The sequence below is a fragment of the Clostridium sp. 1001283B150225_161107_B6 genome (assembly GCF_015556325.1).
Lineage (GTDB): Bacteria > Bacillota > Clostridia > Lachnospirales > Lachnospiraceae > Enterocloster.
In genome coordinates this window covers 152,105-166,033 of the sequence record NZ_JADNMD010000004.1, presented here as the reverse complement: position 1 = coordinate 166,033, position 13,929 = coordinate 152,105, and the positions used below count along the sequence as shown (strand labels likewise).

Below are 13,929 nucleotides of genomic sequence, written 5' to 3'. Positions count from 1 at the left end.
AATGGATATTAACTATGAACTTTATAAAGTATTTTACCATGTGGCGGTAACGCTGAGCTTTTCCGAGGCTTCCAAGCAGCTTTTCATTTCCCAGTCCGCTGTAAGCCAGTCCATTAAAGTCCTGGAGAAAAAGCTTAACCAGCCTTTGTTCATCCGGAGCACCAAGAAAGTACAGCTCACCCCGGAAGGGGAGATTCTTTTAAAGCATATTGAACCAGCCATGAATCTTATTAAAAAGGGGGAGAACCAGCTGCTGGAAGCCCATACCCTTAACGGGGGGCAGCTGCGTATCGGAGCCAGCGACACCATCTGCCGCTATTATCTGGTCCCCTATCTGAACCGTTTCCACAAGGAATTCCCCAACATCCATATCAAGGTTATCAACCAGACTTCCATTGAGTGCGCAAAATTCCTGGAAAACGGACAGGCTGACTTTATCGTGGCAAACTATCCCAATTCTGCCCTGGCCGGCAGTATGAACACCCGGGTTATCAATGAATTTCACGATGTGTTTGTTGCCAGCCGCAGCGCCTTCTCCTTAGAGGGAACCACGCTGTCCCTGGAGGAGCTGCTCCGCTATCCCATCATGATGCTGGACCGCAAAAGCACCACCAGTGAATTCCTTCATCAGGTCTTTCAGAAAAGCCAGCTGGACCTAGTGCCGGAAATCGAACTGTCCAGCAACGACCTGCTCATTGACCTGGCCCGTATCGGTCTGGGAATTGCCTTTGTCCCTGATTTCTGTATTCCCAAACATGACGAGGACCTGTTCATTCTGGATTTAAAGGAACAGCTTCCTTCCCGCCAGATGATGGTGGCCTTCAATGAAAGCCTTCCCGTATCCCAGGCAGCCAGACAGTTCATGGACATGCTATAGGAAAACCGTCCCAGAACGCCCTCACCGCCTGGTCCACATTATACCGGTTCACCACGGTGTAGGTACCCCATTCCCTTGGGAACAGCGCCACGTATTCCGGGCGAAGGAACCGGTCGTCCAGCAGAGCGATGATTCCCCGGTCATGGATGGTCCTGATGACCCGGCCTGCTGCCTGCATCACCTTGTTCATACCCGGATACTGGTAGGCATAGTCAAAACCATGCTCCCCGTGTTCATCAAAATATTCCTTCAGAATCTCCTGTTCCGTGTTTACCTGGGGCAGTCCGGTTCCAATGATGACAGCGCCGATAAGGCGCTCTTCTTTTAAATCAATTCCCTCTGAGAAAATCCCTCCCATGACGCACAGCGCTGCCATGGAACAATCCCTGTCCTCCTCAAAGCTTTGCAGGAACGCCTCTCTGTCCTCCTCTGCCATATGGCTGGTCTGGGCGTTCCATATAAAAGAAAGGCTTCCTGCCGCCTCCCTGGCCGCCAGAATATCCTCTATGGCATGGAGATACTGGTAGGAGGGACAGAACACCATATAATTACCCTTCTTTCCCTCCACAATCCGGCATATATAGTCCGCAATCTTCTCATACTCAGAAGGCCCTCTCCGGCTGTAGCGGCTGCTGACATCGCTGGCTGCCAGGACCATGCGGTTCTCCTGGGGAAAGGGGGACTTTGCATAGACCGCGTACTCCTCCTGGCTGCCGCTTAAAAGCTCCTTATAGTACTGGATGGGCAGGAGGGTGGCTGAGAAGAACAGGGTGCTGGCCCCCTTGTCCAGGCACTCCTTCAGGTTCACCGACGGATTGATGCATAAAAGCTTTACCATGAAGCTGCCGTCCGCAAGAATCTGGTCATATATCCTGTAATTGTCATCCAGCCTGTCATACACATAGAGAAAATCCCGGACCGCAAAGTAGAATTCCAGCACCAGGTCCCTGTCCGGAAACTCCATGTTCTCATTCATGAAGGTTTCCAGCTCCCCAAACATGGTCATCAGGTTCAGTGCCAGAATGTTCACATCCGGCAAAAGCTCATAGGTGCTTCCCAGCACGGTCCTGCGCCCGCCCTCATCCCCTCCGTAGGAACGCTTTAATTCCAGAAACTTCTGGTTGCACTTATCCAGCTGGGCAATGACCTTGCCTGCTCCGGGATGTGTCTTTAATATGCGTTTTGCCAGAAGCACGTCCTCCTTTACAAGGCCGGCGCTGTACATCTCCCTGGCCCTGGGCACCAGGTTGTGGGCCTCATCCACCAGAAACAGGTAGCCCTGGCCCGGCTCCCCCTGGTCAAAATACCGTCTCAGTCTCACATTAGGGTCAAAGACATAATTGTAATCGCATATAATGCCGTCCACCCAGTTGCTGATATCCAGACAGAATTCAAAGGGACATATCTGATACCGCTCTGCGTATTCCAGCACCTTGTCCCTGGTAATGCCGTCCTCCTCCTGGATGATTTCGTAGACAGCGTCATTGACCCGGTCGTAGTGGCCCTTTGCCCTTGGACATGCCTGGGGATTGCAGTCCGGCTTCTCCATGACGCACAGCTTTTCCTTGGCAGTGATGGTGACTGTATTAAAATAAAGTTGCCCCTCCCGCCTTAAGATGGAAAACGCTTCCTCGGCCACGCTCCTTGTAATGGTCTTGGCAGTCAGGTAAAACAGCTTCTCACCATGGCCTTCCCCCATGGCCTTCAGGCTGGGATAAATGGTGGAAAGGGTCTTTCCCACCCCTGTGGGCGCCTGGATGAACAGGTTGCGCTTTCTGGCAATAGAGCGGTACACGTTCCCGGCCAGTTCCTTCTGACCCTCCCTGTAGGGATATGGAAAGGGCAGCTCCTTTAGGCATTCCTGGCGGCGTATACCGTGGTGATACAGATATCTGGCCCACTTGACATACTCATGAACCAGCCCCTCAAACCACGCCTTCAGCTCCCCAAAGCTCCTGGCCTCCTTAAAACGGCGGATTTCCTCTGTTTCTATATTACAGTAGGTAATCTGGATTCCAATGGATTCCAGCTCATTCTGTACGCTGTAAAACCATCCGTAACAAAGGGCCTGGGCCAGGTGGACCGGGTCAGGCTCTTCCAGCCTGGATACGTCCATGTAAATGCACTTAATCTCATCAATGGTCACACCGGCCGGCTCGGTGATGATTCCATCCGCCCTTCCCTCCACCAGTATATCAAACATGTCCTCCCGGACCTGATGCCGCAGCATTACCTCGGAACGGTAGGCGGCTCCCATACGCTTTTGAATCTTCCGGTGCAGCCTGCTTCCGGCCTGCATGGCCTCCTTCCTGGCCCCCGCCGTCCTCCGGTTGTCCAGGTCACCGCTTCTCATTACAAACTCCACCAGGTTCCGCACCGAAATGCGTATCTGGGGCTGCGAATGATTCTCCAACTCCTTCTTCCTCCCCTGTCCACTCCATACATAATATAGGGTATCATAACATAAAAAGAGGAGGATTGCAAACAAGTGTTCGCAATCCTCCTCTAACCGCGCCCTTATCAGGCAGCGTTTGCATTGGTTTCCGGTGAAATGGTATCCAGATATTCCTCAAATCCCTGGTTCTCACCATTAAACTGAACGGTCAGGACCCGGGTCAGGTCCAGGCTCAGCACACCAAGGATGGACTTTGCATCAATCGTTACTCGGTTATAGAATACATCAATATCAAAGTCACACTTTGTAGCCTCATCAACAAATCTCTTTGCCTCAGCCATTGTGGGTAACATGATTTTCTTTTCTTTCATAGTCAAAACTCCTTTTTTGTGACATCCCTGTCCCGTCGGTTACAGGAAGGGACCGTCCAACAGATAACAATTGAAAGTGGTTGAAATATATATATCACTATTATATTCAATTGTCAAATTTCCTTTCATGCCTTGTCCCTAAATAAGTACAAGATTTCATTGTGCAAAAATGCCATTTTTTACCTTTTCCTCCCCATTCCTTTATCAAAACTTCAGGGCGGTTCCCAAAAAACTGGGAAACCGCCCTGATTCTTTTCCGTTGCAGAAGGCATTTATTATGCAATTTTTAATGTTTTCATAGAAATTATAAGCCCCCTCTGGTCCTTACCGCTTAAGAACAAGGTGCTGGGGAAGGCCGTTTACCATGAATGGCTGGTAGTCTCCCTGGATTAAAGGCTCCACATAATTCACAAATTCCTGGGTTACATAGCTGCCGTCCTTATTGACCCAGCTCCTGGGCACCGTCTTCTCATTATTGGCAATCTTGTGTACGTCATATATGCCTGCCGCGCTCATATAAGGGTCGTCGGAAACCCGGTCAATGACAACCATCTTGCCCGTGTCACCTTCATCCGCTGCCTTGACAGCGGCTCCGCCTACCATGAATGCCTCATTGATATCCACCCTTGAAGCCACATGGGAAGCGCTCCTCTGCAGGGTGGACAGCTCCACGGACCTGGTTTTGCATCCCAGCTCACCGGCCAGGAAACCGGCCAGATAATCCGCTGTACCGGCCAGCTGCTTATGGCCAAAGGCGTCCACGTAATCACTTCCTCCCGCCATCTGGCATACATAGCGCCCATCCGGCACCCTGATTCCCTCGGACACTGCAATGACAATGGACGGCTTCTTCTGAATCAGGTCCCTGCACTTCTTTAGGAACTTATCAATGTCAAAGGGTATCTCCGGCAGATAAATCAAATCCGGTCCGCAGCAGTCCTCTGTCTTGGCCAGAGCTGTGGAGCCTGTAAGCCAGCCTGCATTTCTTCCCATACATTCCATGATGGTGATGGTCTTACGGCGGTAGGACAGGCCCATGGCATCCCGAATCACTTCCTTGGTGGAGGTGGCTATGTATTTGGCTGCGCTGCCGAAACCAGGGGTGTGGTCCGTAAGAGCCAGGTCATTGTCAATGGTCTTGGGAACGCCCAGGAACTTCTGGCCATGGCCCTTGACAATGGCGTAATCGGACAGCTTCTTAATGGTATCCATGGAATCATTGCCGCCGATATAGATAAAGACCTCAATGTCCAGCTTATCCAGTATGTTGAATATCTTCTCATAAAAAGCCGGGTTCTCATGGATATCCGGCAGCTTATACCGGCAGGAGCCCAGAAATGCCGAGGGAGTCCTCTTTAAGAGCTCAATATCCATATCAGAATGAATCTGTGTGGACAAATCCACATACATCTCATCCAGCAGTCCCTCAATGCCGTGGAGCATGCCGTATACTTTGTGGAATCCCCTTTCCTTTGCTGTCTTATAGACCCCTGCCAGGCTGGAATTAATGACCGAGGTAGGTCCTCCCGACTGTCCCACTATGATATTCCGTTTTTTCCCCATACAAAGTCCCCTTTCTTAAATAAAATAACATGGCTGTTTCTTATTATTTAATAATGGCTGTCCGGCTCATCAAAGGCCTCATCCTCATCTTCCCCGTATCCGCCCATGAATTCCCTGGATGATACCCTTTTATTATCCCGCTCCTGCTCCACAAACTGCGACAGCTGCTCCTTCACATCCTCACAGCGCCGTATGTTCTGTATATCAAAGGCCTTCATGGTCTTATCGCTGCTGTCCACATGGATGGTCCCCAGCCCCATGATTCTCTGCCACAGGCTCCTCCTCAGGGACAAATCCAGGATACGGTAAAGGCGCACCTCATCCTCATGTATGTTAAGGACCCCTGTCTTAATGAACAGCCGGTCTTCTGTCAGGCCATATACAGTGAATGTCCAGGGCAGTCCCAGCCAGTTCCTTTTGCGGTCACTCCAAACCAAATCATCACGTTTCATTTAGCGTCCTCCTCTGTTATAGGGATGCAACTCCTCTTAATCAATATTGTACTATAAACTCATGCAAATTTCCAGAAATATCTTGCAAATATAATCAAATTTCTGCGTTTTTTTCTTTTATTTACAGACTTTCCGAACATACCCTGATACTTCCTCAAAAAACAAAAAACAGCCCAAATACCCGGACTGCTTTTTTATCCTGTAACGGTTAATTTCCTCTATCAAACAGCAGTTTGAAGCCTACTGCCCCTGAACCTGGATATCATCCTCCATCTTCTCTTCCCATATGTAGCCCCCGGCTGTCTTCTGAGCCCCGCTGAGCGCACAGGAAAGGCTCCTGCGGCTGATTTTAAGGGTCCGGCTGGCATGGGCGATGGAGAGGAATTCCCCAACGATTTCTCCGTCCAGATTCTTCTGGACCAGAGGTCGTTTATCATGGTTTCCTATTTTACTGATTAAATCTATTTCGATACTATCCTTCGGTGAATCCGCCAGCACCTTCCTCCAGACGTAACCGCCTCCGGTCCTGCGTTCACCATGGGCAGCCCGTGCAATGGAGCCGATGGAGACCCCAGTCGCCTCATGGGCAGCCCTGGAGCTTTTATAATCTGCAATATAAACACCTTCGGTAGAATATTGACGATATACATAACCTGCACTAATTGTCCGACTCATCTGTATCTTCATCCTCCCATTATCTTATGATTGCCAAGCGTACATGGTCATTATATCAACTATTGACTTTTTTGTCCAGACAACTTCTTACATGTATACCCACCCCTATTTCCAGTGTATTCGGAGTGTCGAAGATATGATATTCCAACCCTGGCAGTGATTCCCATTCATCTGACAATTTGTCTTTATTGTTGCAAAAGTCATAGTATTTTCCCATTATCTGTGATAAATTATATATATCAAACATTCAGGAGGTATTGTAACATGTACGCAGAATTTACAGATGACCTGGTAACAGGCAATGAGATGATTGATACCCAGCACAAGGAACTGATTTGTAAAATCAATGATTTATTAAAGAGCTGTGAGGAGCGTTCCAATCAGAGCGGCGCAGCCAGAATGCTTAATTTCCTGGCCGACTACACCGAGTACCATTTCAATGAAGAAGAGGCCCTTCAGGAATCCATAAATTATCCAGGTATCAAGGAACACAAGGAAAAACATGAGGAACTGAGGCGGACGGTCCAGGAGCTCCATGAAATGCTGACCGAGGAGGAGGGCCCCACGGACGCCTTTGTGGAAAAAGTCTCTGAAAAGGTCAGGGACTGGCTCTATTATCACATCCAGACCTTTGACCGCTCCGTGGCTGAATTCAAATACATGCGTGATAACGCGGAGCGCATCTAAGTACTGCCGGGACACTTCCCGGCATATTCGTAACCGGAAAAGCCGGTCCATACCCGACGCGGTAAGGACCGGCTTCTTATATTATCATTTTCCCTATGGATTTTTACTCAGCCTGTCCAGACGTACCCTCCCCCTCTGCCTGCCTTTGGGCAGCAACCGGGCGTACCGTGATTCCGTTGATTTCCACATGCTCATTGATGGCAATGACGATGCAGGGCCGTCCCTCTATCATCCGGTTCTCCACCAGATAGGTCTTGTCCGGAGACACCTTAATGCTCACATCCGGGGTTTTGATTTCAAAGCTTCTGGTGTTTACCACATTGGCGGCCACAAAGCTGGTGCCGGGCCCATCCTCCACCTCTGCATATCTCTGTTCAAATTCCTCCAGCTTTTCAGGCGGGGCGCCGTTTGTCTCCAGCAGCTTCTTTACCTGATACTTGTCCAGAGTCAGGGGTACAGGCTCATCCTTTGTCTCCTCCACCAGTTCACTCAGGTTTTCATGGATGTTCTTTACTGTCTCAAAGTCGCAGTTATCTCCCAGCGTCTCCTCCACAATGGCCTGGAAAGTCTCCTTCTGGCTCTTGGCCGACATGGGTATCACGCAGCCCAGAAGCTCGTCAATCAATGTTTCCGGCAGCTCCTCCGGATTCTTGGCATAGTACAGCAGGCTGTGGATGTCCGTGTTCCTGTCGTTAAAGGCAGGGAACAGGAACCCCTGGACAGGCGGCTCCACCAGCCAGTCCCGCTCACGGTTCTCAATGGTGTTTGTAAGGGTATTATAACACAATCCTGCCTTTGAAAGCTTAACAGGGCATATGGTGCATTGTATGAATTCATAGACATAATCCGACGCGTCGAACATCTCCGTGCCGTCTGTTGCCTTGGCAGGTATATCATAGGCACAGTGGATGAGAATGATGTAATAGTTCTCGCCATAATCATAATTGGCAATAACCTTGTCATAGAACTCCTCCAGAACAGCGTCATCCTTCAGCTGGCTGTCCCTGAGCCTTAAAAGAAAATGCTGGGTGCCTCCCTCTGCCTCTGTATGTAACGGAAACTCCATATTAATCAGGTTCTTTCCAATGGTCCCTGAAACGGCATTCCTGAATATGGTAAAATATTTAAATGCTTCTTCCTCCTGCAGGGAGAGGAAAGCCTCCTTAAGCTCTGTCTTCTTATTCTTCTCCGCGTCCACGTAGCAGCCGCAGATTCGGGTGATGGCACAGCCTGCCGGGGTAAACAATTTCTTGATTTCATTTGTTTCTTTCTTATTCATGAGCCAGTCTCTCCTATCTGAAATTCCATTTAATAGTAGACCAGATTTCCCCGCAAGTCAATCAAAATAAAATGACCAGTCGGGGAACTGGTCATTTTAGGAGAAGGTATTTCGTTTCTTATGGGGTGTAGCAAAAACTATATAATGTATTGGGGGGGTTACGTTTATTATAATAGCATACACTATCAAAAAAGTCTGCCCAAAGTTTTATCATCGAAAATCCTTATTTTGTGCATTTTGCGGCTGTTCCCCCAAGCCTGCCCCTCCGCACAATTTTTTTTTCCACGCATAAGATATGACAAAGCATATTATGAAAGGTTACCTTATGTATAACGATAACTACTATCCGTCCATGGCAGAGGATGATATGGATTCGTCCCTTATCTATCCTGACTATGATTACGAATCATACGAATCCGATGAATGGCTGAATTCCCAGGAAAATGACCTAAATGACCCCATTCTTCCGCTCCCGGAAGACCAGGACGCCTGGACGGGCCAGGAGGAGGACCTTGACATACAGGAACGTTCTGCCCGCCCCATTCCAAACAGACCGGTTCCTCCCAGGCCCACTCCTCCAGGCCCAATGCCTCCAAGGCCCAATCCCCCGGGACCAATGCCTCCAAGACCCAATCCCCCGGGACCAATGCCTCCAAGGCCCAATCCTCCGGGACCAATGCCTCCAAGACCCAATCCTCCGGGACCAATGCCTCCAAGACCAACACCCCCAAGACCTCCAAGGCCCATACCGCCGAGGCCTATGCCGCCAAGACCGATTCCTCCAAGGCCGGTTCCCCCAAGACCATTTCCCCCAAGACCATTTCCTCCAAGACCTGACTGGTCCTGGAATTGGGGCACAATCCTGCCGGGGTTCGTCCTTCCCATTACACCTGCGCGTGTCAGATTCTACAATGCAGCGGTCCGGGGACCAATCCAGATTTACGTGAACAACCGCCCGGTTGTCTCTAACCTGAACTTTTTGAATTTCACCCGTTTCTACAATGTCATTCCCGGGCGCTACCGCATCACGGTTTACCGCGGCAACGACCTGAGCACACCTCTGGTAGATACCTGGATGACGTTCCTGCAGAATCAGACCTATACGGTCACACTGGCTGGCTCCGGTTCTAACTTCTGGCTCCAGTCAACCTCCATCTAATCATAGCTTCAATATGATAAAGGGGCGCTGCCATGAAATCCAATTACTCATGGCAGCGCCCCTCTTTTTTACACCATTTTCCGCCGGCCTCTGTCAGGACTCAATATAATTGACCTCTATGTCGGAAAAAATCCACAGGGTTTCTTTGCTGACGCCTCCGTAATGATAAAAATTAAGAATTCTCAGCCTGAGCTGGCTTCCATCCTTTTTCCGGTAGATAAAGCCGGGAATTTCATCGCCCTCCAGCTGTTCTTCCAGACAGGCATAATCGCAGCAGCGCTCAAACAGCGGCAGATACTGAGGCTCCACCATCTCCTTTGCGTACAGCATCAGAGCCTTACTGAACCTGTTTCCGCTTTTTTCCAGCATCTCCTGGAAATAGGAAGGTGTGAAAAGCTGCCGCAGCGTATCTGTCTCCAGATTCACAAAATATACCCCGGTGAATACCGGCGCCAAAATGCTCAGGAAACGGTCCGCATCCTTTTTCTCTGAAATGATTTGTTCCATATGCTTGTTCAGCGCGCGTTTCTGCCGTTCACCGCCCTTGGAGGAATAGTACCCCTTTTTATACTCCTGCATGGCTGCCTCAGCCCTCTGAATCACCTGCCCTATGTCAAGGTCCGTATCCCGCCACTCCAGTCCGATGGAAAGGGAGAAACCGGCCTCCTCTGTCTGTCCGCAGACCTGTTTTATCTTCTGCATCAGCTCCTGCCGGCCCACATTCCTGCTCAGAATAATAAACTCATCACCGCCAATCCGGAAAATCTCTTCAAAGTCAAAGTTTTTCAGCAGAATGTCTGCCACGGTTTTGAGCATCCCGTCTCCCGCCTGGTGTCCAAGATGATTGTTGATTTCATGCAGTCCGTTTGCATCTATATAAATACAGGCCAGGGTTCTGCAATCCGTATTCCCGCTTTCAAAGGCATGAAGCGCCTTCTTAAAGCTGGTCCTGTTCTGCAGGCTGGTAAGGGCGTCTGAAAGCGCCTCCCGGCTCAGCATACGGTTGGCTGATTCAATCTGCCTTAACTGCTGTTTGATGATAATTTCATTTCTCTTTTCCTGTATCTTAGAGTTGTACAGACTTGCTGCAATGGCTGCTGCTGCCAGGGATGAAAACAGGCTGTTCATCATATTGTTAAAACTGTTATCCAATCCGGCCGGATCCGGGAAATACGGCAGCAGACCATTGAATAACAAAAAGTCCGCCAGAAACAAAAGCCCTGCCTGCCATGGCTTCATCATGGACATGATAGCCAAAATCAAAATGACATAATTGTAAACAGTGAGTCCGTTGCCCCCCAGCTGGTCATTGAGAGTGACTGCCACGCCCCAGAAGCTGAAAAACACAAGATAGGCTGCCTCGATTCGGAAATACAGGCGGACATCCTTTTCCTTCCTGCTGTCTATCCGGGCCTCCGCCCACATGACGCCTGCTGTCGCCAGTATGAGGGTCAGATACAGGAAAAAATACGCCACACGGCGCGGCTTTGCAAAGGGACCGCCCGGCCTCATGGATATGGACACCGCCATAATACACTCAAAAGCAATGATGAATAAGTGAAAATAAATATTCCGTCTGGCCACATCGCTATGCAAGGCCTGGATTACCTGGTCAAAATCCGGAATATCCCGGGTGATTCCTAAAAATTTTTTTATTCTGCCCCCCATCCCTGTTCCTCCTGTTTTCCTTGATTTTCCCGTAAGAAAATTGCATGATTTTCGTCACAAACTACTTACAAACTGTTCACATTTACGCAACAGACTGCTCATAATTAACGGATATACTTTATATTGTAAACAGCTAATGCTTATAAGACTTTTTTTCATAATACTCGGCCAGTGGGATTTAATCTCACTGGCTCCTCCCTTTTTCAGGGATAATTTAACAGGCAGCATCTGAATAACTGTATTTTACCATACCCGGCCCTGATTTTATAGTGCGGCTTATTTTTTCTTGTTCCCCTAACCCTTTCCTCTGTCCGGAACAGGGATAGTTCAGCAAAAAAACAACAGGAAGCTGTCAGCATAGTATCTGCCAGCTTCCTGTGTATTTTGCGGTACCCTGTTTTGTTTCCTGTCTAAAGTCCGCCCTTACGAATAAAACAGTTCCTTTCCTTCTAACCCAATGTCATAAATGCATACCTTACAACGAATACAACAGAAATCGCCAGTGTAAGAACCTTCACATCCTGTCTCCTGCCGGTGGTAAGCTTCATCAGGCAGTATGTGATTAATCCAAATGCAACGCCGTTAGCAATGGAATATGTAAAGGGCATAAAAACAATGGTGCAGAAAGCGGGAAGCGCATTGGTCATTTCACCAAAGTCCACATCCCTGATATTTCCCAGCATCAGGATACCCACGAAAATCAGCGCCGGTGCAGTGGCTGCCGCGGGAACTATGCTGACAATGGGCACAAAGAGAATGGCTCCCAGAAACATAAGGGCTGTCACCAGGCTGGTAAGTCCTGTACGGCCTCCTGCTGCGATTCCTGCACTGGATTCCACCACGGTGGTTACTGTGGATGTGCCTACCATTGCGCCGGCGGCCGTAGAGATGGCATCCGACATCAGAGCCTGCTTCATCCGGATAACCTCGCCATTTTCATCAATCATGCCGGACTGCTTGGCTGCGCCCAGAAGGGTGCCGATGGAATCAAACATGTTAACCAGCGAAAAGCTGATTACCAGCATGGTTACCGTAAATATGGTTTCCACCATGTTTGGACCTGAAAATAATCCGGCGAAATCCATTTTCATGAATGACACCTCTGCAAAATCCCTGAATTTTAATCCGATATTCATATCCAGGTTTGAGAGGTGGGTTACACCAAGCGGTATTCCTAAGAGCGTTGCAGCCACAATGCCCAACAGGATAGAGCCCTTGATTTTTCTCGCATGAAGCACTCCCATGATGACCAGTCCGGCCAGCGCAACCAATGCGCTGCTCATGAGGGCCAGGTCCGCCCCATCTATCTTCCACTGTGAAAAATCCACCAGACTTACAAGGGTGGCTGGATTGGAGATGACAATTCCTGCATTTTTCAGTCCGATGATGGTGATGAACAGGCCTATGCCGGGGGTGATGGCTGTCTTAACTGCATCTGGTATGGAACGTATGATTGCTTCCCGCAGGCCGATGGCTGTTATCACTATAAAGAAAATGCCTGAGATAAACACAACGACCAGTGCCTGGCCATAGGTGTAGCCCATTCCCAGTACAACTGTGTACGCAAAAAACGCATTCAGGCCCATTCCAGGAGCCTGAGCAAAGGGAACCTTGGCATACAGGGCACAAAGGATGGTACCAATGAACGCTCCGATACATGTGCCGATGAATACGCCGTTTGCAATCTTTCCTGCCATGACAGCATCCCCCATGATGACATATGGGTCCGATAAAATCTGTGGATTCAAAATAAGAATATAGGCAATGGTGATAAATGTGGTGATTCCTGCAAGCACTTCCGTCCTTACGTTTGAATGGTTTTGGGAGACCTGAAAAAAGCGGTCTACGCATCCTGTTTTTTGTTTCAATACTATGTCCTCCATGTCATGTTTTAATCTGCGTGATATGTACAGATTTCTCTTTCCGCTATCCATTGTAGTTGGAATCCTGCAGCCCTATCATTCCCGCCCCCTCCCATGGGCAAATACCTAACTGCAAAAAAAGAGCCAACTACAAAAAGCCATGTAGTCAACTCTTTACGGTAGTTGGTAGATACTCTGAGCCAATTCTCAGGATATACATAGTGAATAGCACCAATATTTAATACAAAATTAATTATATACTCTAAATCTTTTTTAGTCTATTGGCTTTTTTAGTCAAGAAATCTTCCTGTTTTTTGTGCAATTTGTACATTCTTATTTCATTCATAAACTTATTACAAACCGTTCACACTTTTGCAACAGACTGCTCACATTTTCTGAATATACTATCTATTGTAAAAGGTCAATGCTAATAACTTTTTTTCATAATACTCAGCCAGCGGGAACCGCCCGCTGGCTACTCCTCTCTTCAGGGGTATAAGGATAACTAACTGCTTTTCTTTTTCACACAAATAAGCAAAGCACAACAACAAAAGACGGCTTCCGCCGTCTTTTGTCAATGAATGATTAAGTAAATAGATAAACACACCTTCCTGATTAGTTAATCTGAATCTCCATGGCCTGTTCCGGGAAAAAGTCATTTTCCATATCATAAATATTATGGGTGGTGGAATCTCTCAGCACACGGCCTTCCAGTGAATAACAGCGCATAAACTTGTTCTGTCCATCCACACAGGTCCAGTTCTCCGCATCCCAGGTCAGATATCCCATGTCATCCGTTCTCTTCTCAGCAAACTTCATATCAATCTGGCGGTCCTTTTTCATGAAGTCAATCAAACCTTCCTTCGTTACTTCAACTTCCTGCTTGTTAACGCAATCAAATGCTTTCATTCGTCTTCTCCATTCCGCACTGCCTGCCGCAG

13 protein-coding genes and 1 riboswitch are annotated in these 13,929 nt (G+C 48.5%); of the genes, 3 read left to right on the top strand and 10 right to left on the bottom strand.

The window, feature by feature from the left end; translation table 11 throughout:
• The first annotated feature begins 1 nt into the window (after position 1).
• The gene (locus tag I2H39_RS12115) at positions 2–877 is read left to right on the top strand and encodes a LysR family transcriptional regulator (protein ID WP_138310576.1); all 876 of its coding nucleotides are present in this window, start codon (positions 2–4) and stop codon (positions 875–877) included.
• On the opposite strand, the gene I2H39_RS12110 is transcribed toward I2H39_RS12115, so the two are convergent.
• From I2H39_RS12110 to I2H39_RS12090, 5 genes are all read right to left on the bottom strand, one after another.
• A complete protein-coding gene (locus I2H39_RS12110) occupies positions 861–3,290 on the bottom strand; it encodes an ATP-dependent DNA helicase (RefSeq protein ID WP_195626562.1) in 2,430 nt (809 codons plus the stop codon). The two genes, I2H39_RS12115 and I2H39_RS12110, sit on opposite strands and share 17 nt — an antisense overlap.
• Before the next feature lie 107 nt (positions 3,291–3,397).
• On the bottom strand, positions 3,398–3,643 hold the full coding sequence (locus tag I2H39_RS12105) for an HPr family phosphocarrier protein (RefSeq protein WP_138310574.1): 246 nt from the start codon (positions 3,641–3,643) through the stop codon (positions 3,398–3,400).
• A 324-nt stretch (positions 3,644–3,967) separates the two neighbouring features.
• Complete coding sequence (locus I2H39_RS12100; protein WP_138310573.1) at positions 3,968–5,206, bottom strand: 6-phosphofructokinase; 1,239 nt, start codon at positions 5,204–5,206, stop codon at positions 3,968–3,970.
• 47 nt (positions 5,207–5,253) lie between these two features.
• A complete protein-coding gene (locus I2H39_RS12095; RefSeq protein WP_138310572.1) occupies positions 5,254–5,658 on the bottom strand; it encodes a PH domain-containing protein in 405 nt (134 codons plus the stop codon).
• A gap of 240 nt (positions 5,659–5,898) precedes the next feature.
• On the bottom strand, positions 5,899–6,333 hold the full coding sequence (locus I2H39_RS12090; RefSeq protein WP_138310571.1) for an NUMOD1 domain-containing DNA-binding protein: 435 nt from the start codon (positions 6,331–6,333) through the stop codon (positions 5,899–5,901).
• 264 nt (positions 6,334–6,597) lie between these two features.
• Here I2H39_RS12090 and I2H39_RS12085 point away from each other — a divergent pair, with 264 nt between their 5' ends.
• Positions 6,598–7,020: a hemerythrin family protein gene (locus I2H39_RS12085; protein WP_138310570.1), complete on the top strand. Its 423-nt coding sequence runs from the start codon at positions 6,598–6,600 to the stop codon at positions 7,018–7,020.
• Positions 7,021–7,123: 103 nt separating this feature from the next.
• On the opposite strand, the gene I2H39_RS12080 is transcribed toward I2H39_RS12085, so the two are convergent.
• Complete coding sequence (locus I2H39_RS12080; RefSeq protein ID WP_138310569.1) at positions 7,124–8,299, bottom strand: DUF4317 domain-containing protein; 1,176 nt, start codon at positions 8,297–8,299, stop codon at positions 7,124–7,126.
• 399 nt (positions 8,300–8,698) lie between these two features.
• Positions 8,699–9,184, bottom strand: coding sequence for a hypothetical protein (locus I2H39_RS29185; protein WP_227146324.1), 486 nt, complete (start codon positions 9,182–9,184; stop codon positions 8,699–8,701).
• Here I2H39_RS29185 and I2H39_RS29180 point away from each other — a divergent pair.
• A complete protein-coding gene (locus I2H39_RS29180) occupies positions 9,075–9,458 on the top strand; it encodes a DUF4397 domain-containing protein (RefSeq protein ID WP_279232848.1) in 384 nt (127 codons plus the stop codon). The genes I2H39_RS29185 and I2H39_RS29180 overlap by 110 nt on opposite strands.
• A 93-nt stretch (positions 9,459–9,551) precedes the next feature.
• Here the strand turns inward: I2H39_RS29180 and I2H39_RS12070 are convergent, their stop codons facing one another.
• From I2H39_RS12070 to I2H39_RS12060, 3 genes are all read right to left on the bottom strand, one after another.
• Entirely contained in the window at positions 9,552–11,126 is a 1,575-nt protein-coding gene (locus I2H39_RS12070) for a diguanylate cyclase (protein ID WP_195626561.1), read from the bottom strand.
• Positions 11,127–11,575: 449 nt separating this feature from the next.
• Positions 11,576–13,009, bottom strand: coding sequence for an NCS2 family permease (locus tag I2H39_RS12065; protein ID WP_347563873.1), 1,434 nt, complete (start codon positions 13,007–13,009; stop codon positions 11,576–11,578).
• A 122-nt stretch (positions 13,010–13,131) separates the two neighbouring features.
• Positions 13,132–13,228, bottom strand: a riboswitch (purine riboswitch).
• Between the two features lie 375 nt (positions 13,229–13,603).
• Positions 13,604–13,897: a hypothetical protein gene (locus tag I2H39_RS12060; protein ID WP_138310565.1), complete on the bottom strand. Its 294-nt coding sequence runs from the start codon at positions 13,895–13,897 to the stop codon at positions 13,604–13,606.
• Positions 13,898–13,929 lie beyond the last annotated feature (32 nt).